Below are 21,350 nucleotides of genomic sequence, written 5' to 3'. Positions count from 1 at the left end.
CGCTGCGGCTGGCAGCTGCCGCGCAGGCGTGTGCGGCATCAGGCCAGATTCAGGAACTCGTCGAGCTGGGGCAGGTACTCCTCGAAGTTGCTCAGCGCGTGATCGCCGCCTTCCTGGATGATCTGCAGCGCATGCGGGTAGCGCGCGCTCATCTCGCGCCAGTCCAGAACTTCGTCGCCCTCGGCCGCCAGCAGCATCTCGGGCGCGGCCGGTGTCATGGAGCGCGTGTCCAGCGCGCGCAGCTCTTCCATGTACTCGCGGCGAAAGAAAAAGCGTTCCTCGGGGTTGTGCCAGGACGTCTGCTCGCCAATGTACTTTTCAAGATCGCGCGCCGGGTTCACGGCCGGGTTGATCATCACGCTGCGGCAGCGCGCCAGCTGGGCCACCCAGCTGGCGTAGTAGCCGCCCAGCGAGGAGCCGATAACGGCCATGGTCTCTCGCGGCCAGCTGCCTATGCCGTCGGCAATCAAGGCGGCCGCCTCGCGCGGGGATGGCGGCAATTGCGGGCTCCACCAGCGCACATGGGGATGGCGCGTGGCCACATGTTCGGCCATGCGCCGGGCCTTGGTGGATTGGGGTGAGGAGCGAAAGCCGTGCAGATACAGCAAATGGGTGGTGGTCATGGCGGGCGCTCTCCTTTGCGTTGCTGGGGCCGGGCGCCGGATGCGGCCCGGACGGCTCATGGCCCATTGTGGCCGCTGCGGCGGGTGGCGCCCAGCAGGGAAGGCCCGGGCCGACAGCTGGATGACAACCGCCTCCGTGGGCAACCCTGCGCCGGGCTAGGCCGCATGCGCCACGGGATAATGGCGGCCCGTGCCCGCGACCGACCATCCCCGTGACCGAATTCGACAAGCCCTCCCTCTGGCAACGTGTTGCCCCGCTGCTGCGGGGCTTTGACTTCTGGTTGCTGCTGTTCGTGGGCATGCTGGCGTCGGCGGGGCTGATCGCCATGTACTCCTCGGGCTTCGACCACGGCACGCGCTTCACCGACCACGGGCGCAACATGCTGATCGCGGCGGCCATTCTCTTTGTCGTGGCCCAGATTCCCCCGCAGCAGCTCATGAAGGTGGCCGTGCCGCTGTACATGCTGGGCGTGGCGCTGCTGGTGGCGGTGGCGCTGTTCGGCATCACCAAGAAGGGGGCTCAGCGCTGGGTCAACGTGGGTGTGGTGATCCAGCCCAGCGAGCTGCTGAAGATCGCCACGCCGCTGATGCTGGCCTGGTGGTTCCAGCGCCGCGAGGGCCAGCTGCGCGGCACGGACTTCGTGATCGCCATGGTGCTGCTCATGGTGCCTGTCGGGCTGATCATGAAGCAGCCCGACCTGGGGACCTCCCTGCTGGTGATGGCGGCCGGCCTGTCGGTGATCTTCTTCGCGGGCCTGCCCTGGAAACTCATCGTTCCGCCCGTGCTGGCCGGTGTGATCGGCATCACCCTCATCGTCTGGTACGAACCCCAGCTGTGCGCCGACGGCGTGCGCTGGCCCGTGCTGCATGAATACCAGCAGACCCGTGTCTGCACCCTGCTGGACCCCACGCGCGACCCCCTGGGCAAGGGGTTCCACATCATCCAGGGCATGATCGCCATCGGCTCCGGTGGCGTCTGGGGCAAGGGATTCATGGCAGGCACGCAAACCCACCTGGAGTTCATCCCCGAGCGCACGACCGACTTCATCTTCGCCGCCTATTCCGAGGAGTTCGGCCTGGTCGGCAACCTGTTCATCATCGTCTCCTTCCTGCTGCTGGTCTGGCGCGGGCTGGCCATCGCCATCCAGGCCAACACGCTGTTCGCGCGGCTCATGGCGGCGGCCGTGGCCATGATCTTCTTCACCTATGCCTTCGTGAACATGGGCATGGTCAGCGGCATCCTGCCCGTGGTCGGCGTGCCGCTTCCCTTCATCAGCTACGGCGGCACGGCCATGGTCACGCTGGGGCTGGCGCTGGGGGTGCTGATGTCGGTGGCGCGTTCGCAGCGGCAACTGCCGGGCGAGGGCAGCGGCCCGCTCTGAACACCAGTTTGCGGCGCCCAAGGCGCCTGCAAATGTCAAATAGTCTGGATGCCTGCTACCGGAAAGCTCCGTTTCTTCCTATGATTTGGCGAGCAAGCCAAGCCTGCATGAGACTGGCATGCTCCTGTTTCCATAACGTCTGCGGGATGACCGTGCACTTGCCACAGACGCCGAGGCGCGCTACAAAGCAAGCGCGGACATGGGCCAGCATGTTCGCCATCCACGCGGATGCATGCCTACGGAATGCCGCTCAGCCTGGTGGGGCGGCATTCCGTTCTTTTTTGCAGGCCCATGAACCGTTGGCTGCCCCCGTTGCACGGCGAGGGCATGGCCGGCTCTCTACAATGGGCGAATGATCTCCCGCGAACCCACCATTGAACGCCTGGCCACAGCGCGCCAGTTGCTGCTTGAGCCCTTCGGGCTCGATGAAACCCATCTCGCGCGCGCACTGGCCGAGATCCGCAGCCACCAGGTCGACGACGCCGACCTCTACTTCCAGTACACCCGCGCCGAAGGCTGGAGCCTGGAAGAGGGCATCGTCAAAACCGGCAGCTTCAGCATCGACCAGGGTGTGGGCGTGCGGGCGGTCAGCGGCGAGAAGACGGCCTTTGCCTATTCCGACGATATTTCCGAAGCCTCCCTGCTGGATGCGGCACGCACCGTGCGCTCCATCTCGAGCGCGGCCCAGAGCAAGCGCGTGCGCGCCAACGCGTCCAAGATCGCGCAAAGCCGCTCGCTGTATCCGGGGCTGGATCCCATTGCCACGCTGGACAGCACGGCCAAGGTCGAGCTGCTGGGCAAGGTCGAAACCCTGGCCCGCGCCAAGGACCCGCGTGTTGTCCAGGTCATGGCCGGCCTGGCCAGCGAGTACGACGTGGTGCTGGTCGCCCGCGCCGATGGCACGTTGGCTGCCGACGTGCGGCCGCTGGTGCGTCTTTCCGTCACCGTGATCGCCGAGCAAAAGGGCCGGCGTGAGGTGGGCTCTGCCGGCGGCGGTGGCCGTTTTGGCCTGGCCTATTTCAGCGATGAGCAGATCACGCAATATGTGGACGAAGCCGTGAGCGCGGCCCTCACCAACCTGCAGTCGCGCCCCGCGCCGGCAGGCGAAATGACCGTGGTGCTTGGCCCCGGCTGGCCCGGCGTGCTGCTGCACGAAGCCGTGGGCCATGGCCTGGAAGGCGACTTCAACCGCAAGGGCGCCAGCGCCTTCAGCGGCCGCATCGGCCAGCGCGTGGCGGCCAAGGGCGTCACCGTGCTGGACGACGGCACGCTGGCCGATCGCCGCGGTTCGCTCAACGTCGATGACGAGGGCTGCACCAGCCAGAGCAATGTGCTGATCGAGGACGGCATCCTCAAGGGCTACATCCAGGACGCAATGAACGCCCGCCTGATGGGCGTCAAGCCCACGGGCAACGGCCGCCGCGAAAGCTATGCCCACATCCCCATGCCGCGCATGACCAACACCTACATGCTAGGTGGCGACAAGGATCCGCAGGAAATCGTGGCCTCGATCAAGAAGGGCCTGTACGCCACCAACTTCGGCGGCGGTCAGGTCGACATCACCAGCGGCAAGTTCGTGTTCTCCGCCAGCGAGGCCTATTGGGTCGAGAACGGCAAGATCCAGTACCCCGTCAAGGGCGCGACCATCGTGGGCAGCGGCCCGGAATCGCTCAAGCACATCACCATGATCGGCAACGACATGCGCCTGGACAGCGGTGTGGGCACCTGCGGCAAGGAAGGCCAGAGCGTGCCCGTGGGCGTGGGTCAGCCTACGCTGCGCATCGACGGCCTGACGGTGGGCGGCACGGCCTGACCGTCGCATGCCCGCGCCCTGCATGGCAGGGGGCGGGTCCTCTGTCCTGCCTGACGCGGCCCGCCGCGCTCCGTGGGCGCCGCCCGGCGCCGATTCCATGACCCAGCTTTCCTTTCCTTCCCGGCCAGGCCTGCAGACTTCTGCCCATCCCCTGCGCAGCCTGCCGGAACACTGGCGCACCTGGGCCGGCGAGTCGCGGCTGAACCGCGTCTGGCTGAACGAGTTGATCGTGGGTGACCTGCAGCCCATGCACCAGCAACTGGCCTTGTTGGCCGTTGCGCTGGACGAGGCCGTGCGCGTGCGCTATGCGGGCAGTGCACGCCCTGCCGTGGAAGAGGCCATACAGCAACTCGACCTGGCCGTGCTGGACCACCAGCACTTCCTCACCACGCTGGGGGCGGTATGGCACGCCCTCTACGAATTTCCCGCCTACCAGCGCCTGCTCAAGGGATTCAGGGAGGTCGTGCACGCCTGGCAGCAGTCCGTGCTGGTGGGCGATGCCCAGGAGCCCGAGCATTTCCGCCGCTGCGAGCGTCTGGGCTGGCGCCTGCTGGGAGATGCATGCCTGTTGATAGACATGTTTGCGGAATCCGCCGCTGTGGCCGGCGGGTTCGATGCCGCCGCAATGCAGCCTTGGTACCGGACGCGTCGCTGGCGTCCCTGGAGCGCCCTGCGCCGAGCACTGCGCAGGCTGCGCGACTCCTTGCTGCGGCGTTGAGGCGGGCCTGCCGCGATGCGCGGAAGCGTCATTTTCTGGGGTTTGCACGTTTTCAAAGGTGAATGCAAGAAAACTGCATGCCATCGTGTTTTTATCCTTGATGACGAAATATTTTTGCGCTGAACGGTTGAAAAAGCAGTTTAAGTGCGTGGATGATTTTGAGGTTTCTCTCTGTGGCACTGTGAAGTGCGCCCCCCGTGCTGCCATGGCCATGTTGCACTGCGAAAAATGACTGTGCTACATTCAGTTCCCATGCAAGCCCGTACCTCCTTCTACTTTTACTTTTGGTTCTCCTCCCCGGCGGAAGAGAGGTAAGCGCGCGCACCCGAACAAACCTCCCTCAGAACCGCCGAAGCTGCAGAGCCCGGCGGTTTTTTGTTTTTCCCCTCCCGATTCTTCGCTCCGTTTTCCACGATCCATCTTTCCTCACGAAAGCAAGCAATGACTGCTCATCAAGCTTCCCTCGCCGATTCCTGGTATCGCGGCGGTTCCCAAAAGACTGGCCAAACCGACGACGCACGTATCAAGGACATCACCGTGTTGCCCCCTCCCGAGCACCTCATTCGCTTCTTCCCCATCCGCGGTACGGCCGTCGAAACCCTGATCGGCGATACCCGCCGCACCATCCACAACATCATGGCTGGCGAGGATGACCGCCTGCTGGTCATCGTCGGCCCCTGCTCCATCCACGATCCGGCGGCCGCCATCGAGTACGCGCGCCGCCTGGCGCCCATACGCGAGCAGTACAAGGACACGCTGGAGATCGTGATGCGCGTGTACTTCGAAAAGCCGCGCACCACCGTGGGCTGGAAGGGGCTGATCAACGATCCCTACCTGGACCAGAGCTACCGCATCGACGAGGGCCTGCGCATTGCGCGGCAACTGCTGATCGACATCAACCGCCTGGGCGTGCCGGCCGCCAGCGAGTTCCTGGACGTGATCTCTCCCCAGTACATCGCCGATCTGATCAGCTGGGGCGCCATCGGTGCGCGCACCACGGAAAGCCAGGTCCACCGTGAACTGGCCTCGGGCATCTCGGCGCCCATTGGCTTCAAGAACGGCACGGACGGCAACATCCGCATCGCCACCGACGCCATCCAGTCGGCCAGCCGTGGCCACCACTTCCTGTCGGTGCACAAGAATGGCCAGGTTGCCATCGTGAACACGGCGGGCAACCAGGATTGCCACGTCATCCTGCGCGGCGGCAAGACTCCCAACTACGACGCCGCCAACGTGGCCGCTGCCTGCGAGGACCTCGAAAAGGCGGGCCTGACGCCCACGCTGATGGTCGACTGCAGTCACGCCAACAGCTCCAAGCAGCATGAGCGCCAGAAGGATGTGGCCCGCGACATCGCCGGACAGATCAGCGGCGGCTCGCGCAGCGTGTTCGGCGTGATGATCGAAGGCCATCTCGTGGGCGGCGCCCAGAAGTTCACGCCCGGCAAGGACGAAGTGGCTGCCCTGACCTACGGCCAGAGCATTACCGACGCCTGCCTGGGCTGGGATGATTCCCTGGCCACGCTGGCCGAGCTGTCCGACGCCGTGCGGCAGCGCCGCGTCAAGCAGACCGAGGCGGCAGCAGCCTTGGTGGCTGCCTGAGGCGCAAAAGAAAACGGGGCGTCTGCGCCCCGTTTTTCGTGCCTGGCCGCTCCGTGGTCAGTGGGGCGATGTGGCGTCCGGCGGAGTCAGACCGCACTGGTTCAGCGTGTCGTCTATGCCCTGCAGCAGGGCCAACAACTGGCGCTTGTCGAATTCCACGGGCTGGCTCCACTCATGTTCGGCCAGCGGATGCACGTGGCTTTGGCAGGGCAACTGGCCGCCGGCCTCGATCACGGCACGCAGCCGGGGCAGGAAAACCCACTGCAGCCATTGCTGCAGCTTGAGCGTGTCGTACATGAAGGGCATGGTCGACGCCATGGCCTCGGGGCTTGGCGCCACGGCCGACCAGAGGCTCTGGCCGCGCAGCTCATCTTCGAGCTGCTGCAGCTGGTCAAGCAGTTTCTGGTGTGTGGTGTCGGTCGTCATGCGATGCGGTTGATGAAGAATCGGGGTCCAATCTGCAGGCGATTGTACGTTTGCACCTTGAAGCGGGCGCCGTGCCGCCATGAAACACCTGCTGCTGGCAGTGCCAGCCCCAGGCTGCGGCGCTTGCGCCATGTCAGCTTGCCCGGGGTGTGGAAAAGGCGCTTGCGGTTAAGCTCGCGGTATGAGTAACGACCCTGTCCGCGCGAGCAGGCACGGGGTTGTATCCAGTAATGACGAGAGGAGTTCCATGCGCAGCGAAGTGATTGTGGTGTTGGATGCCGGAAAAGAGTACCGCACGGACACCAACGGGCTCACCCCCATGAGTTCCGATGAAGGACGGCATTGGCTGGACCAGCAGTTCATCTCCATGGACTGCGAACCCCTGCGTGCCAGCGGCAAGGTACTGCTGGCCGACAAGCTGGTGGTGGTGGCGCGCGCGGCGCGTTCGCGTGCCGGGCTGTTCGACGACGAGCAGTGGCGCAACAGCTATGCCGTTGCAGCCCAGGCCGTGCTGTCCAAGCCGCTGATCCGTGTCGACGTGCCCGCCATGTCCATCAGCTACTGACGGCTGACAGGCGAAGGCACATGAAAGAAGCCCGGGCATGTCCCGGGCTTCTTTCATTGGGGCGGGGCTTGCTTGCGCTTTGTTCAGCCTGCGGCCTGCAGGGCGGCCAGCAGCTTGGGGTGTATGCCGCCGAAGCCGCCGTTGCTCATGCACACCACATGGTCGCCCGGCCGGGCGGCTGCGAGGATCTGTCCGATCAGCGTGTCCATGTCGCCTGCCACCTGCGCCTTGCGGCCAGGGCCCACGCCCAGGGGATGCAGCGCCTCGGCGGCGTCCCAGTCCAGGCCGGCCGTGTGGCAGAACACCAGATCGGCGCTTTCCAGGGACCAGGGCAGTTGCGACTTCATGGTGCCCAGCTTCATGGTGTTGCTGCGCGGCTCGAACACCGCAAGGATGCGTGCCTGGCTGCCGAGTTTGCGGCGCAGGCCGTCCAGCGTGGTGCGTATGGCCGTGGGGTGGTGGGCGAAGTCGTCGTAGACGGATACGCCGCCCGCCATGCCGCGCAGCTCCATGCGTCGCTTGACGTTCTGAAAGCGCGCCAGCGCCTCGCAGGCCTGTGCCGGCGTCACGCCCACGTGCTCGGCTGCCGCAATGGCGGCCAGCGCGTTGAGCTGGTTGTGTTCCCCGGTCAGCGCCCATTCCAGGCGGGCCACCTTGCGGCCACGGTGCAGCACGTCGAAGGCGCTCGGATCGCCCTCTGCGCTGAAGTCGCTGACCACCGCCCCGAAGCTGGAAACCTCGCTCCAGCAGCCCTGGTGCAGCACGCGGGTGATGCTTTCCTCGATGCCGTTGACAACAAGCCGGCCCGAAGCGGGGACGGTGCGCACCAGATGGTGGAACTGGCGTTCGATGGCACCGAGATCCTCGAAGATGTCGGCGTGATCGAACTCCAGGTTGTTGAGCACGGCCGTGCGCGGGCGGTAGTGCACGAACTTGCTGCGCTTGTCGAAGAAGGCCGTGTCGTATTCATCGGCCTCGATGACGAAGACGGGCTCCGCGCCGGCCGGGCTCTCGCCTGGCGTCGGGCGCCTGGATGCACCCAGGCGGGCCGAGACGCCGAAGTCCAGCGGCACGCCGCCGACCAGAAAGCCCGGGGCCAGGCCTGCGCATTCGAGAATCCAGGCCAGCATCGACGTCGTGGTCGTCTTGCCATGCGTGCCGGCCACGGCCAGCACATGGCGCGGGCAGGACGGATGGTGCAGCACATGTTCGCAAAGCCATTGCGGCCCGCTGGTGTAGGGAGCGCCGCTTTCGAGGATTGCCTCCATCAGCGGGAACTTGGGGCTGCCGTCGGGCAGGCGCGCGCGGCTGACCACGTTGCCTACGACATACATGTCGGGTTGCAGGGTCATCTGGTCGGCGCCGTAGCCCTCGATCAGCTCGATGCCCAGTGCACGCAGCTGATCGCTCATCGGCGGGTAGACGCCGGCGTCGCAGCCTGTGACGCGGTGCCCAGCCTCGCGCGCCAGCGCGGCCAGTCCGCCCATGAAGGTGCCGCAGATGCCCAGAATATGTATGTGCATGGCCGGGCATTCTACGGTTGCCGCCATGTCCGGGATGGCTGGCCTGCAAAAACAGGAGCTTGCGGCCCAGCAGGCACCGGGTCCCGGAAACACAAGGTTGCGAAATCGCCGGTGCAAGGCGCTGGCGGGAACATGCAAAGCCCGTCAGCGGCCGGCGTTGCTGCGGCTTGGGTCACAATGGCCCGGGGCCATCCGCAGGGAAGGCCTCTTATATATATGTAGGGATACAGCGGATCGTAAAGCCATGGACCAAGCCACTGCCGAAATTGCCCAGACTGCGGCCCGCCTCGTGGTCGAGGAAGGTCTGGAATGGGGGCCTGCCAAGCACCGCGCTGTGCGCCAGCTGGGACTGCCCTCGCGCACTGCGCTGCCGGGCAATGACCTGGTAGAAGAAGCTGTGCGCGAATACATCGCCCTGTTCTGCGCCGACACCCAGCCCCAGGAACTGCAGGCCCTGCGCGAGCTGGCTCTGCAATGGATGGATCGCCTGGCCGAGTTCCGTCCCCACCTGGCCGGCGCCGTCTGGCGCGGCACGGCCACGCGCCTGTCCGATATTTATCTGCAACTGTTCTGCGACGACCCCAAATCGGCAGAGATCGCACTGATCAACCAGCATGTGAACTACGAACCCAGCACCGTGACGGGATTCACCGGCCAGAGCGTGGAGGCGCTGAGCATCCATGCCTTCTGCCGCCCGCTGAACGAGGATGTGGGTGTGCACCTGCTGGTCCATGATCTTGACGATCTGCGCGGCGCGCTCAAGCCCGATGGACAGGGGCGCAGCCCGCGTGGCAGCGCAGAGGCACTGCGCAAGCTGTTGAACCAGGACGAAGGGGAGGCCGACCGTGGCTGATTCCGTGGATGCAGGTCAAAACACATCTTCCCGCCGCCGCTGGCTGATGGGCGGCGTTGCCGCCGCTGCGGGACTGGGTGGCGCCGGATTGGCCTGGTGGCGATTTCAGCCCCATGCCATGGAGTCCAGCGCCGAAGAGCAGCTGTGGCAGCAGCGTTTCATCACGCCGGATGGCTCGGCCATGACGCTGTCGCGCTGGCGTGGCAAGCCGGTGCTGGTCAATTTCTGGGCCACCTGGTGCCCGCCGTGCGTGCGCGAACTGCCCATGCTGGATGCCTTCTCGGCACGCCAAGACCAGCATGGCATTCAGGTCATTGGCCTGGCCGTGGACAAGCCCGAGGCAGTGCAGCGCTTTCTGGGCCGCACACCCCTGCGTTTCCCCGTGGCGCTGGCGGTGGAAGGCGGTCTGGGCCTGACCCGCTCGCTCGGCAATCTGCAGGGCGGACTGCCCTTCACCGTGCTGCTCGGCGAGGATGGCCTGGTGCGGCAACGTAAAATAGGTGAGCTTACTACCGAAGATCTGGCTTCCTGGAGCGCAAAAGGCTGATTTCCGCAGCGACCGAGCCTGTGCAGGCTCAGGAAATCCCCCGAATTCCATGGCGACGTTGATGAAAAATATGCCTCAAAGCACGCAGAAGGGCGAAATTGGAGTAAATTCGCGCCCTATTTAGTTGTTAGCCGCTGGAGCTCCCATGGATTTGCGAAAACTCAAGACCCTCATTGATCTGGTGTCCGAATCGAACGTGTCGGAACTGGAGATCACCGAAGCAGAGGGCAAGGTCCGGATCGTCAAGAGCGAAGGCGCCGTGGTGCAGCACTACGTGGCTGCGCCCATGCAGGCTCCGATGGCTGCGCCCGTGGCAGCACCTGTGGCCGCTCCCGCAGCAGCGCCCGTGGCAGCCCCTGCCGAGGCAGCCGTCGCGGGACACGTGGTGAAGTCGCCCATGGTCGGCACCTTCTACCGCGCATCCAGCCCTGGCGGCAAGCCTTTCGTGGAAGTGGGCAACCAGGTCAAGGAAGGCGAGACCATCTGCATCATCGAAGCGATGAAGATTCTCAACGAGATCGAGGCCGACAAGAGCGGCACCATTACCCGCATCCTGGGTGAAAACGGCCAGGCCGTCGAGTACGGCCAGCCCCTGTTCGTGATCGAGTAACCTGCAGGCGAGCGATGCCGCAAGCGGCACGACGCCCTGGCGCGAACGCATGCCGCGACGCGACAGAGCAATTGGCTCAACTGACGGCTTCGGCCTGCGTACCGCCGCAGGCACCAAGCCGCGAGGACCTTCATGTTTAAGAAAATTTTGGTTGCCAACCGGGGCGAGATCGCCCTGCGCATCCAGCGCGCCTGCCGTGAACTGGGCATCAAGGCGGTGATGGTGTATTCCGAGGCCGACCGTGACGCAAAGTACGTCAAGCTGGCCGACGAGGCCGTGTGCATCGGCCCCGCTCCTTCGCCGCTGAGCTACCTCAACATGCCGGCCATCATCTCGGCCGCCGAGGTGACCGACGCCGAGGCGATCCACCCTGGCTACGGCTTTCTCAGCGAGAACGCCGACTTTGCCGAGCGCGTGGAAAAGAGCGGCTTCACCTTCATCGGCCCCACGCCCGACAACATCCGCACCATGGGTGACAAGGTCTCGGCCAAGCAGGCCATGATCAAGGCGGGCGTGCCCTGCGTGCCGGGCTCGGACGGTGAACTGCCCGACGATCCGGTGCAGATCCGCCGCATCGCCAAGGCCGTGGGCTATCCGGTGATCATCAAGGCCGCAGGCGGCGGCGGTGGCCGTGGCATGCGCGTGGTGCATACCGAGGCGGCGCTGATCAATGCCGTGCAGATGACCAAGGCCGAGGCCGGTGCGGCCTTCGGCAATCCGGCCGTCTACATGGAGAAGTTCCTGCAGAACCCGCGCCATGTGGAAATCCAGATCCTGGCCGACAACCATCGCAATGCCGTCTACCTGGGCGAGCGCGACTGCTCCATGCAGCGCCGCCACCAGAAGGTCATCGAGGAAGCGCCGGCTCCCGGCATTCCCCGCCGCCTGGTCGAGAAGATCGGCGAGCGCTGCGCTGCAGCCTGCAAGAAGCTGGGCTACCGTGGCGCAGGCACCTTCGAGTTCCTCTACGAAAACGGCGAGTTCTACTTCATCGAGATGAACACGCGCGTGCAGGTGGAGCATCCGGTGACGGAACTGATCACGGGCGTGGACATCGTTCGCACCCAGATCATGGTGGCCGCAGGCGAGAAGCTGCCTTTCACCCAGCGCCAGATCAATGCCCAGCTCAAGGGCCATGCGATCGAATGCCGCGTGAATGCCGAGGACCCCTACAACTTCATGCCTTCGCCAGGCCGCATCACCATGTGGCATGCGCCCGGTGGCCCGGGCGTGCGCGTGGACTCGCACGTCTACAACAACTACTTCGTGCCGCCGAACTACGACTCCATGATCGGCAAGATCATCGTTCACGGCGACACGCGCGAGCAGGCGCTGGCACGCATGCGCACTGCGCTGCTGGAAACCGTGGTCGAAGGCATCAAGACCAACATCCCGCTGCACCAGGACCTGATGGTGGACGCCAAGTTCATGGAAGGCGGCACCAACATCCACTACCTGGAAGAGTGGCTGGCGCACCGCAACGCCAACAAGCGTTGAGCGGGTCACCCGATCGACCATGCATGCTGGCCCCCGGCGACGGCGGCCGGCATTTTTCATTGATTGCTTAGAAAAGGATGGGCCCATGTTCGAGTTGAGCCTGCTGTGCCCGGAAGACCGGGTCGAAACCATCAGCGATGCACTGGATGCGCTGGACGCCCTGAGCGTATCGGTCGAGGACGCCGACGCGCAGACCGAGGCCGAGCAGGCCCTGTTCGGCGAGCCCGGCATGCCGCCACCCAAGGACGGCTGGCAGCGCAGCCGCCTGGTGGCGCTGTTCCCCACGCAGCAAGCGGCCGAAGAGGCACGTGATCTGCTGCTGCCCCAGGACTTCTTCGAGGGCTGCAGCATCATCGCCGTCAAGCAGGTGCCCGAGCAGGACTGGGTGCGCCTGACGCAGTCGCAGTTCGCCCCCGTGGACATCACCCCCGAATTCTGGATTGTTCCCACCTGGCACGAACTGCCGCCGCAGGCGCGCGTGAGCATCCGCCTGGACCCGGGCCTGGCCTTCGGCACGGGTACGCACCCGACCACGCGCATGTGCCTGCGCTGGATCGCACGCCAGCCCGAGGGCAGCCTGGGGCGCACGCTGGACTACGGCTGCGGCTCCGGCATCCTGGCCATCGGTGCGGCCAAGTTCGGTGCCACCGACATCGACGCGGTGGACATCGACCCGGCTGCCGTGGAGTCCACGCGCTACAACGCCGATGCCAACGCCGTGCAGTTGAAGGCCGGCCTGCCCGATGCCGTGACGGGTGAATACCGCACCGTGCTGGCCAACATTCTGGCCACGCCGCTCAAGGTGCTGGCGCCGCTGCTGTGCGCCCGCGTGGCGGAGGGTGGAAGCCTGGTGCTGGCCGGCATCCTGGAGCGCCAGGCCGACGAACTCAAGCAGGCCTACGCGCCGTACCTGGCACTCGAAGTCGCCGACAGCGAAGATGGCTGGATCCTGATGACCGCGCGCCGCGCGGCCTGATTTGCGCCACGAGTCCCTGCGCGGCTGCCGCCTTCATGGCGCGGGCCGCGAGCAGCTGCCTACAATCGATCGCTGATGAGCCAAGTCACCCGCTGTCCTGCCTGTGGAACCCGCTTCAAAGTGGTGGCCGACCAGCTGCGAATTTCGCAGGGGTGGGTGCGCTGCGGCGTCTGCCATGAAGTGTTCGATGCCTCCGAGGATCTGCAGCCCCTGCCGGCCACGCCTGCGCATGCCGCCGGCAATCCCGTGGCGGGCGGGGCATCGCTCGATGGGCCGGAATTCGAGGACGATGACATCCGCGAATTCCGGGAGTCCATGTGGCTGCCGACGGCGCCCGTGGGGCTGCCGGGGCGGGGTGCTCCGGCACCGGCTGCAGCCACGGCAACTGGTGCAAGCACGGCGCCTGCTGCCAGGGTCGAGCCTTCGCCTGCCGTGCCGCCTGCCGAAGCTGCGGCTCCGCAGGCGCCCGCGTCCACGTCCACGTCCACGGCACCGCCTGCGCAGACCCCTTCGGCTTCTGCCGCCGACGATCCGGGCCGCGAGCTGCCTGGCGCGTCGCTGGTGGACGAGATCCTGGCGGCGTCCGTGGCTGCACCAGCGGCGCAGCCCCAGCCTGACGCGCGGCATGGGCCGGCGGTGGCGTCCCCGCCCGGCCTGGAGCCCGAACCCGAGCCTGAACCCCAGCCCGAGCCTGAACACAAGCCTGTTTCCGCGCCATCGCCGCACAAGGTGGATGGTGCCGTGCCGTCCCAGAAAGCCGATGCGCCTTCGCTGTCCGTCCCGACGGGCCTGGTCCGTGAATCGGAGCGGCAGGCGCAGGTATCCGTGCCTTCGCCGGAATTCTCCCGCTGGCCCGACAGCGACGGCGAGGGTGGCAGCGACGACCAGCCTGCGCTACCCGAGGCCGAGCCCGGCTTTGTGCGTCAGGCGCGGCGCAAGGCCTTCTGGCGCCGGCCTGCCGTACGCGTGGCCCTTGTGCTGGGCTGCCTGCTGGGCGCGGGCGCTTTGGCAGGCCAGGTGATGTGGGGCCAGCGCGATGCGCTGGCCGTGCAGCATCCTTCGCTGGCGCCCACGCTGCAGACCCTGTGCGCCATGGCGGGCTGCGAGCTGCAGCCGCGCCGACAGATCGGCGATGTGGTGATCGGCAGTTCGGGTTTTCGGCAGCTGCCGCGCAACGGCCAGTACCAATGGAGCCTGAGCCTGGAGAACCGCTCGGACTTCGCCGTGGCCATGCCGGCGGTCGAGCTCACGCTCACCGATGCGCAGGACAAGCTGCTGCTGCGGCGCGTGATCCGGCTCGACCAGTTCGGTGCCCCCGCGCAGATCGAGGGCCATGGCGAATGGAGCGTGACCGCCCCGGTCGAAGTGCAGGGCCTGGAGTCCGCCGTTGCCGGTTACCGCGCCCTGGTTTTTTATCCCTGATTCCCCTGACTCTTCAAGAAAGCCGAGACACACCATGGCCGCTCTCATCTGCGGATCGCTTGCGTTCGACAACATCATGACCTTCGACGGAAGGTTTGCCGACCAGATCCTGCCTGACCAGTTGCACATCCTCAATGTGTCCTTCCTGGTGCCCACGCTGCGCCGCGATTTCGGCGGGTGCGCGGGCAACATCGCCTATGCGCTGAGGCTGCTGGGGGGCGATGCCTGGCCCATGGCCATGGTGGGCAGTGACGGTGCCGAATATGTGCAGCGTCTGCAGGAGCTGGGCGTGCACACGGCGCACATCGGCCAGTTGCAGGACACGCACACGGCCCAGTGCATGATCATGACCGACCGCGACAACAACCAGATCACGGCCTTCCACCCGGGCGCCATGATGCAGGCCCACGGCAACCGCATCACGCCCGAACTCAGGGAGCAGGTGCGCGTGGGCATCATCGCTCCCGATGGCCGCGAGGCCATGATCGAGCATGCCCAGCAGTTCACGGCTGCAGGCATTCCCTTCGTCTTTGATCCGGGCCAGGGCCTGCCCATGTTCGACGGGCAGGATCTGCGCCGCTTCATCGAGCAGGCCGACTGGGTGGCCGTGAACGACTATGAAGCCCGCATGCTCAGCGAGCGCACGGGCTGGAGCCTGGAGCAGATTTCAGGGCAGGTGCAGGGCCTGGTGGTGACGCTGGGCGCGCAAGGCTGCGAGGTCTGGGTGCAAGGCACCAAGACCCCGGTGGCGCCTGTGCAGCCCGCTGCCGTGGTTGACCCCACGGGCTGTGGCGACGCGTGGCGTGGCGCCCTGCTTTTCGGCCTGGAGCGTGGCTGGGATCTGGTGCGTTGTGCAGAACTGGGCAACCGCCTGGGTGCGCTCAAGATTGCCAGCCGCGGCCCGCAGAACTACGTGCTGGACTTCGCCAAGCCCTGAGGCGGTGATCGCCGGGTGGCGGTACAGCCGCCATCGTCGCAATGAAAAAAGCCCGACTCGAAAGAGCCGGGCTTTTTGCTTTGAGACCGGAGAAGTCTCAGGGCTTGCTGCCTGTGGGGAAGGGCCATGCGGCTTGGGGTGCCAGGCGGGTTTGCGCGATGGGCGCGGGTGCGGCAGCGGGAGCTGCAGGCGCGGCAGCGGCGGGAGCTGCTGCGGCCTTCTTGGGAGCAGCGGCCTTCTTCGGCGCTGCAGCCTTCTTGGCGGGAGCGGCAGGAGCTGCTGCAGCCTTGGCGGGTGCTGCTGCGGGCTTGGCAGCCGGTGCAGCGGCGGGCTTCTTGGCCGCAGGAGCTGCAGCCTTCTTGGCGGGAGCTGCGGCCTTCTTGGCGGCAGGAGCAGCAGCCTTCTTGGCAGGCGCGGCAGCCTTCTTTGCAGCAGGAGCAGCAGCCTTCTTGGCGGGAGCAGCGGCCTTCTTTGCAGCAGGCGCAGCAGCCTTCTTGGCGGGAGCGGCGGCCTTCTTGGCAGCAGGAGCAGCAGCCTTCTTGGCAGGAGCTGCGGCCTTCTTTGCAGCAGGAGCAGCAGCCTTCTTGGCAGGAGCGGCGGCCTTCTTTGCAGCAGGCGCAGCAGCCTTCTTGGCGGGAGCGGCGGCCTTCTTGGCAGCAGGAGCAGCAGCCTTCTTGGCGGGAGCAGCGGCCTTCTTTGCAGCAGGAGCAGCAGCCTTCTTGGCGGGAGCAGCGGCCTTCTTTGCAGCAGGAGCAGCAGCCTTCTTGGCAGGAGCGGCGGCCTTCTTGGCAGCAGGAGCTGCAGCCTTCTTGGCGGGAGCAGCGGCCTTCTTCGCAGCAGGCGCAGCAGCCTTCTTGGCAGCAGGAGCAGCAGCCTTCTTGGCGGGAGCGGCAGCCTTCTTTGCAGCAGGAGCCGCAGCCTTCTTGGCGGGCGCTGCCTTGGCAGTGGCCGTGGCTTTCTTCACGGCTTCAGCCTTGGGGGCAGCCGCCTTTTTGGCGGTGGTCTTCTTGTCGGTGGGGGCCTTGGTAGAGGCCGTCTTCTTCGCAGTTGCCATCATCTTCTCCTTCGTTGATTTGCACAAAACACTTCGGGGTACGGGGCTCCGAAGCGATTCAATGCGATGTGGAGTGACGCATCGCAATGAACACGGAGACGCCCCACGCCGCAACACCATCGGTATTGCAAAAGCGTGAAGCGCGTCATGGTTCGCATTGTGCCTGCAGAGAAGCGATTAATCCCAGGAAAGTGCGCCTCCGGTTTGATACTCGATGACGCGTGTCTCAAAGAAGTTACGTTCCTTCTTCAAATCGATCATCTCGCTCATCCAGGGGAACGGGTTTTCCTCGTTCGGGAACAGGGCCTCCAGGCCGATCTGCGTGGCGCGGCGGTTGGCGATGTAGCGCAGGTAGCCCTTGAACATCGATGCGTTCATGCCCAGCACGCCGCGCGGCATGGTGTCCTCTGCGTAGCGGTATTCCAGCTCGACGGCCTTGACGAAAAGCGCCGTGATTTCTTCCTTGAATTCGGGTGTCCACAGCTGCGGATTTTCGAGCTTGAGCTGGTTGATCAGGTCGATGCCGAAGTTGCAGTGCATGGACTCGTCGCGCAGGATGTACTGGTACTGCTCGGCAGCGCCGGTCATCTTGTTCTGACGGCCCAGGGCCAGGATCTGCGTGAAGCCCACGTAGAAGAACAGGCCCTCCATCAGGCAGGCGAAAACGATGAGCGACTTCAGCAGCGTCTGGTCGGTCTCGAAGGTGCCGGTCTTGAAGCTGGGGTCCATGATCGCCTCGATGAAGGGGATCAGGAATTCGTCCTTGTCGCGGATGGAGGGAACCTCGAGATAGGCGTTGAAGATCTCGCCTTCATCCAGGCCCAGCGACTCCACGATGTACTGGTAGGCGTGGGTGTGGATGGCTTCCTCGAAGGCCTGGCGCAGCAGGAACTGGCGGCACTCGGGTGCGGTGATGTGGCGGTAGGTGCCCAGCACGATGTTGTTGGCAGCCAGCGAGTCGGCCGTCACGAAGAAGCCCAGGTTGCGCTTGACGATGCGGCGCTCGTCCTCGGTCAGGCCGTTGGGGTCCTTCCACAGGGCGATGTCGCGGTTCATGTTCACTTCCTGCGGCATCCAGTGGTTGGCGCAGGTGGCCAGGTACTTTTCCCAGGCCCACTTGTACTTGAAGGGCACCAGCTGGTTGACGTCGGTCTTGGCGTTGATGATTCGCTTGTCGGCGGCGTTGACGCGCTGGTGTGTGCCGGTGGCGGGGGCAGCTCCTGCGCCGGTCGGCGTGTTCGAGAGGGTGGCGTCGTCGTCAAAGGTCAGCATTGCAATTTTCTCCGGCATGCCCTGAGGCATATGTTCAGTTCATTCGGTGCGAAAGAGGCCTCTCTTTCTGCTCCGGTCAATGTAGGACCATGGGTGGCCTGGCATGTTGAGCAGGCCCAAGGTCCATGGCGAAGATCCTGCGCATGGCGCTGGCTGGCGGGCAGGGCGCGGGGCCTGCGCCGTGGCGAGGCCCCGCGCTGCGCGGCTTACTGGCAGGCTTCGCAGCCGGGATCGTCGATGGCGCAGAACTTGATGTCCGTCGCCGGGGCCTGGGCGCGTGCGGCGGCTGCCGCGGCTTCCAGGGCGCTGGAGGTGCTCACGGCAGCGGGCTGGGCGGCAGCCGTGGGCACTGCGTTGAGCACGCGGCTTTGCACCGTGGACTTCTCGATGTTGGTGGCGCTGGTGGTGCGCAGGTAGTAGGTGGTCTTCAGGCCACGCAGCCAGGCCAGCTTGTAGGTGTCGTCCAGCTTCTTGCCCGAGGCGCCGGCCATGTAGATGTTCAGGCTCTGGGCCTGGTCGATCCACTTCTGGCGGCGTGCAGCGGCCTCGACCAGCCAGGTGGGCTCGACCTCGAAGGCGGTGGCGTACAGGTTCTTGACGTCCTGGGGCACGCGGTCGATGGGGCGCAGCGAGCCGTCGAAATGCTTGAGGTCCATGACCATCACGTCGTCCCACAGGCCCAGGCGCTTCAGGTCGCGCACCAGGTACTGGTTGATGACGGTGAACTCGCCGGACAGGTTGGACTTGACCGACAGGTTGCCGAACGAAGGCTCGATGGAGGCATCGACGCCGACGATGTTGGAGATGGTCGCCGTGGGCGCGATGGCCACGCAGTTGGAGTTGCGCATGCCGTGCTGGCCGATCTTGGCGCGCAGCGCATCCCAGTCCAGGCGCGAGGAACGGTCCACTTCCACGTAGCCGCCGCGGGCCTTCTCCAGCAGGTTCAGCGTGTCCAGCGGCAGGATGCCCTGGTCCCACAGCGAGCCCTTGTAGCTGGAGTACTGGCCGCGTTCCCTGGCCAGTTCGGTGGAGGCCCAGTAGGCGTAGTAGCAGATGGCTTCCATCGACTGGTCGGCGAACTCGACGGCCGCGTCGCTGGCGTAGGCGATGCGCATTTCATAGAGCGCATCCTGGAAGCCCATCAGGCCCAGGCCCACGGGGCGATGGCGCAGGTTGGAGTCCTTGGCCTTCTGCACGGCGTAGTAGTTGATGTCGATCACGTTGTCCAGCATGCGCATGGCCGTGGTGATGGTCTTGCGCAGCTTGCCGTGGTCGATGGCGCCGTTGGTGATGTGGCGCGCCAGGTTGACCGAGCCCAGGTTGCAGACGGCGGTCTCGGTGTCGCTGGTGTTCAGCGTGATCTCGGTGCACAGGTTGGACGAGTGCACCACGCCGGCGTGCTGCTGGGGCGAGCGCACGTTGCAGGGGTCCTTGAAGGTGACCCAGGGGTGGCCGGTCTCGAACAGCATGGACAGCATCTTGCGCCACAGGTCCACGGCCGGGATGCGCTTGAACAGCTTGAGCTCGCCGGTGTCGGCCTTGGTTTCGTAGGCCGTGTAGGCGCGCTCGAAGGCTGCGCCGAAGAGGTCGTGCAGGTCGCCGACATCGGAAGGCGAGAACAGGGTCCACTGGCCCTTTTCCATGACGCGCTTCATGAACAGGTCGGGAATCCAGTTCGCCGTGTTCATGTCGTGCGTGCGGCGGCGGTCGTCACCCGTGTTCTTGCGCAGCTCGAGGAATTCCTCAATGTCCAGGTGCCAGGTCTCCAGGTACGTGCAGACGGCGCCCTTGCGCTTGCCGCCCTGGTTCACGGCCACGGCCGTGTCGTTGACCACCTTGAGGAAGGGCACCACGCCCTGCGACTCGCCGTTCGTGCCCTTGATGCGCGAACCCAGGGCGCGCACGCGCGTCCAGTCGTTGCCCAGGCCGCCGGCGAACTTGGACAGCAGGGCGTTTTCCTTGATCGACTCATAGATGCCGTCCAGATCGTCGGGCACCGTGGTCAGGTAGCACGAAGACAGCTGCGAGCGCAGCGTGCCGCTGTTGAACAGCGTGGGCGTGCTGCTCATGAAGTCGAAGGAAGACAGCAGTTCGTAGAACTCGATGGCGCGCGCGTTGCGGTCCTCTTCCTGCAGCGCCAGGCCCATGGCCACGCGCATGAAGAAGGACTGGGGCAGCTCGATGCGCGTCTTGCGCACGTGCAGGAAGTAGCGGTCATACAGGGTCTGCAGGCCCAGGTAGTCGAACTGCTGGTCGCGTTCGGCCTTGAGGGCGGCAGCCAGGCGGGGCAGGTCGTAGTTCAGCAGCTCGGGGTTGAGCAGCTCGTTGTCCACGCCCTTCTGGATGAAGCCGGGGAAGTAGGCGGCGTAGGCCGACTGGATGTCGGCAGGCTGCACGTCATGGCCCATGACCTCGCGCACGATGGTGTGCAGCAGCAGGCGGGCGGTGACGTAGGTGTAGTCGGGGTCCTTTTCGATCAGCGTGCGCGCGGCCAGGATGGAGGCCTTGAAGACTTCTTCGATCGGCACGCCGTCGTACAGGTTGCGCAGCGTCTCGGCAACGATGGGCGCGGCCTGGATGTCGGCATTGAGGTTGCGGCAGGAGGCCTCGATCAGGGCCAGCAGGCGGGCCTGGTCCAGCGGAACGCGCTGGCCGTTGTCGGTCACATGCAGCACGGGGGCGGGCGCGGCCGCAGCGGCGGCAGCGGCCTCGGCGGCCTTCTTCTGCTCGGCACGCTCCTGGTTGCGGCGGTCGCGGTACAGCACGTAGGCGCGCGCCACGTCGTGGTGGCCGCCGCGCATCAGGCCCAGCTCGACCTGGTCCTGCACGTCTTCAATATGGAAGGTGCCGCCGCCCGGACGCGAGCGCAGCAGGGCGCGCACCACGGCCTGGGTGAGCTCGTCCACGGTCTCGCGCACGCTGGCGGAGGCAGCGCCCTGGGCGCCGCGCACGGCCAGGAAGGCCTTGGTCAGCGCGACGGCGATCTTTTGCGGGGTGAAGGGCACCACGTCGCCGCTGCGGCGGATGATCTGGTAGCCGTCCTGCACGGACAGGTGATGGGCGGAGGAAGGATTGGCAGCATCACCGTGCGCAGCGGGAGCCAAAGAATTCAGTGCTTCTTGCATGAGTTTCCTCAACGGGTGTTTGTGGATAGAACGGACGCGGACCTGCACTGGGGGCAGGCTTGCTGGGAGATGGAATCGATGGCCGGATGTGCACACCGTTTTCACAGGGTGTGCACAGCTTGTGAACACTAGATATGGTGTCCGGCGTGCTCTCAGGCACTACCTGTAGTGTATCGCCGTCTCATGTACACGGGGTACTCACGGCCGGAAAACCGCTGTTTGCGCTGCGCCAAAACAGTGCCCAGCATGCAAGCCCATAGCAGCAGATCACCGCTGCGCGGTGGCTGGCGGGCGATGGCCTGTCGCAAGCCGCTACAGCCTTGCCGCTGCGCCGGTCGGACCGCCGAAAGCCCCATGAACAGTGGGGCTGCGACACATGCGTGAATTTGTAAAAAAAGATCAGGCCGG

Annotated in this window: 18 protein-coding genes; 12 read left to right on the top strand and 6 right to left on the bottom strand. The window is 65.5% G+C overall.

Going from position 1 to position 21,350, the window contains the following annotated elements:
• Positions 1-38 precede the first annotated feature (38 nt).
• Complete coding sequence (locus tag ACRSCF_RS25755) at positions 39-623, bottom strand: YqiA/YcfP family alpha/beta fold hydrolase (protein WP_016448018.1); 585 nt, start codon at positions 621-623, stop codon at positions 39-41.
• 212 nt (positions 624-835) lie between these two features.
• On the opposite strand from ACRSCF_RS25755, the gene rodA reads away from it, so the two are divergent.
• The 4 genes from rodA to ACRSCF_RS25735 all read left to right on the top strand — a co-directional run bounded on the left by rodA (position 836) and on the right by ACRSCF_RS25735 (position 6,135).
• The gene (gene rodA / locus ACRSCF_RS25750) at positions 836-2,005 is read left to right on the top strand and encodes a rod shape-determining protein RodA (RefSeq protein ID WP_034366297.1); all 1,170 of its coding nucleotides are present in this window, start codon (positions 836-838) and stop codon (positions 2,003-2,005) included.
• A gap of 352 nt (positions 2,006-2,357) precedes the next feature.
• Positions 2,358-3,818 (top strand): metalloprotease TldD, encoded by a 1,461-nt coding sequence (gene tldD / locus ACRSCF_RS25745; protein ID WP_016448016.1) that lies wholly within the window; start codon positions 2,358-2,360, stop codon positions 3,816-3,818.
• 97 nt (positions 3,819-3,915) lie between these two features.
• Positions 3,916-4,536 (top strand): hypothetical protein, encoded by a 621-nt coding sequence (locus ACRSCF_RS25740; RefSeq protein ID WP_016448015.1) that lies wholly within the window; start codon positions 3,916-3,918, stop codon positions 4,534-4,536.
• Between the two features lie 441 nt (positions 4,537-4,977).
• Positions 4,978-6,135: a 3-deoxy-7-phosphoheptulonate synthase gene (locus tag ACRSCF_RS25735; protein WP_016448014.1), complete on the top strand. Its 1,158-nt coding sequence runs from the start codon at positions 4,978-4,980 to the stop codon at positions 6,133-6,135.
• Between the two features lie 57 nt (positions 6,136-6,192).
• Here ACRSCF_RS25735 and ACRSCF_RS25730 read toward each other — a convergent pair whose 3' ends face one another.
• On the bottom strand, positions 6,193-6,561 hold the full coding sequence (locus ACRSCF_RS25730; protein ID WP_016448013.1) for a YqcC family protein: 369 nt from the start codon (positions 6,559-6,561) through the stop codon (positions 6,193-6,195).
• 247 nt (positions 6,562-6,808) lie between these two features.
• Here ACRSCF_RS25730 and ACRSCF_RS25725 point away from each other — a divergent pair, with 247 nt between their 5' ends.
• On the top strand, positions 6,809-7,126 hold the full coding sequence (locus ACRSCF_RS25725) for a hypothetical protein (RefSeq protein WP_016448012.1): 318 nt from the start codon (positions 6,809-6,811) through the stop codon (positions 7,124-7,126).
• Positions 7,127-7,209: 83 nt separating this feature from the next.
• Here the strand turns inward: ACRSCF_RS25725 and mpl are convergent, their stop codons facing one another.
• On the bottom strand, positions 7,210-8,649 hold the full coding sequence (mpl, locus tag ACRSCF_RS25720; RefSeq protein WP_244387454.1) for a UDP-N-acetylmuramate:L-alanyl-gamma-D-glutamyl-meso-diaminopimelate ligase: 1,440 nt from the start codon (positions 8,647-8,649) through the stop codon (positions 7,210-7,212).
• A gap of 244 nt (positions 8,650-8,893) precedes the next feature.
• Here mpl and ACRSCF_RS25715 point away from each other — a divergent pair, with 244 nt between their 5' ends.
• The 7 genes from ACRSCF_RS25715 (at position 8,894) to ACRSCF_RS25685 (ending at position 15,491) form a co-directional block, all read left to right on the top strand.
• Positions 8,894-9,502, top strand: a complete 609-nt coding sequence (locus ACRSCF_RS25715; protein ID WP_016448010.1) for a hypothetical protein — start codon at positions 8,894-8,896, stop codon at positions 9,500-9,502.
• A gap of 46 nt (positions 9,503-9,548) precedes the next feature.
• Positions 9,549-10,049 carry a TlpA family protein disulfide reductase gene (locus ACRSCF_RS25710; RefSeq protein ID WP_016448009.1) on the top strand — a complete coding sequence of 167 codons (501 nt, stop codon included), beginning with the start codon at positions 9,549-9,551 and terminating at the stop codon, positions 10,047-10,049.
• 145 nt (positions 10,050-10,194) lie between these two features.
• The gene (gene accB, locus ACRSCF_RS25705) at positions 10,195-10,659 is read left to right on the top strand and encodes an acetyl-CoA carboxylase biotin carboxyl carrier protein (RefSeq protein WP_016448008.1); all 465 of its coding nucleotides are present in this window, start codon (positions 10,195-10,197) and stop codon (positions 10,657-10,659) included.
• Between the two features lie 132 nt (positions 10,660-10,791).
• Positions 10,792-12,156 (top strand): acetyl-CoA carboxylase biotin carboxylase subunit, encoded by a 1,365-nt coding sequence (gene accC / locus ACRSCF_RS25700; protein WP_016448007.1) that lies wholly within the window; start codon positions 10,792-10,794, stop codon positions 12,154-12,156.
• 85 nt (positions 12,157-12,241) lie between these two features.
• Positions 12,242-13,132, top strand: coding sequence for a 50S ribosomal protein L11 methyltransferase (prmA, locus tag ACRSCF_RS25695; RefSeq protein WP_017404628.1), 891 nt, complete (start codon positions 12,242-12,244; stop codon positions 13,130-13,132).
• 75 nt (positions 13,133-13,207) lie between these two features.
• Complete coding sequence (locus ACRSCF_RS25690) at positions 13,208-14,554, top strand: zinc-ribbon and DUF3426 domain-containing protein (protein ID WP_016448005.1); 1,347 nt, start codon at positions 13,208-13,210, stop codon at positions 14,552-14,554.
• Positions 14,555-14,588: 34 nt separating this feature from the next.
• Positions 14,589-15,491 carry a carbohydrate kinase family protein gene (locus ACRSCF_RS25685; RefSeq protein ID WP_244387450.1) on the top strand — a complete coding sequence of 301 codons (903 nt, stop codon included), beginning with the start codon at positions 14,589-14,591 and terminating at the stop codon, positions 15,489-15,491.
• 97 nt (positions 15,492-15,588) lie between these two features.
• Here ACRSCF_RS25685 and ACRSCF_RS25680 read toward each other — a convergent pair whose 3' ends face one another.
• The 3 genes from ACRSCF_RS25680 to ACRSCF_RS25670 all read right to left on the bottom strand — a co-directional run bounded on the left by ACRSCF_RS25680 (position 15,589) and on the right by ACRSCF_RS25670 (position 20,942).
• Positions 15,589-16,545: a hypothetical protein gene (locus ACRSCF_RS25680; protein ID WP_070080660.1), complete on the bottom strand. Its 957-nt coding sequence runs from the start codon at positions 16,543-16,545 to the stop codon at positions 15,589-15,591.
• Positions 16,546-16,722: 177 nt separating this feature from the next.
• A complete protein-coding gene (locus ACRSCF_RS25675; RefSeq protein WP_016448002.1) occupies positions 16,723-17,817 on the bottom strand; it encodes a ribonucleotide-diphosphate reductase subunit beta in 1,095 nt (364 codons plus the stop codon).
• Positions 17,818-18,023: 206 nt separating this feature from the next.
• Positions 18,024-20,942: a ribonucleoside-diphosphate reductase subunit alpha gene (locus tag ACRSCF_RS25670; protein ID WP_016448001.1), complete on the bottom strand. Its 2,919-nt coding sequence runs from the start codon at positions 20,940-20,942 to the stop codon at positions 18,024-18,026.
• Positions 20,943-21,350 lie beyond the last annotated feature (408 nt).

This window comes from Delftia sp. 11MD, assembly GCF_050907895.1.
In the GTDB taxonomy this organism is placed as follows: Bacteria; Pseudomonadota; Gammaproteobacteria; order Burkholderiales; family Burkholderiaceae_C; genus Comamonas; species Comamonas tsuruhatensis.
The sequence above is the reverse complement of the archived record's forward strand: the minus strand, read 5'-3'. Positions and strand labels throughout refer to the sequence as shown.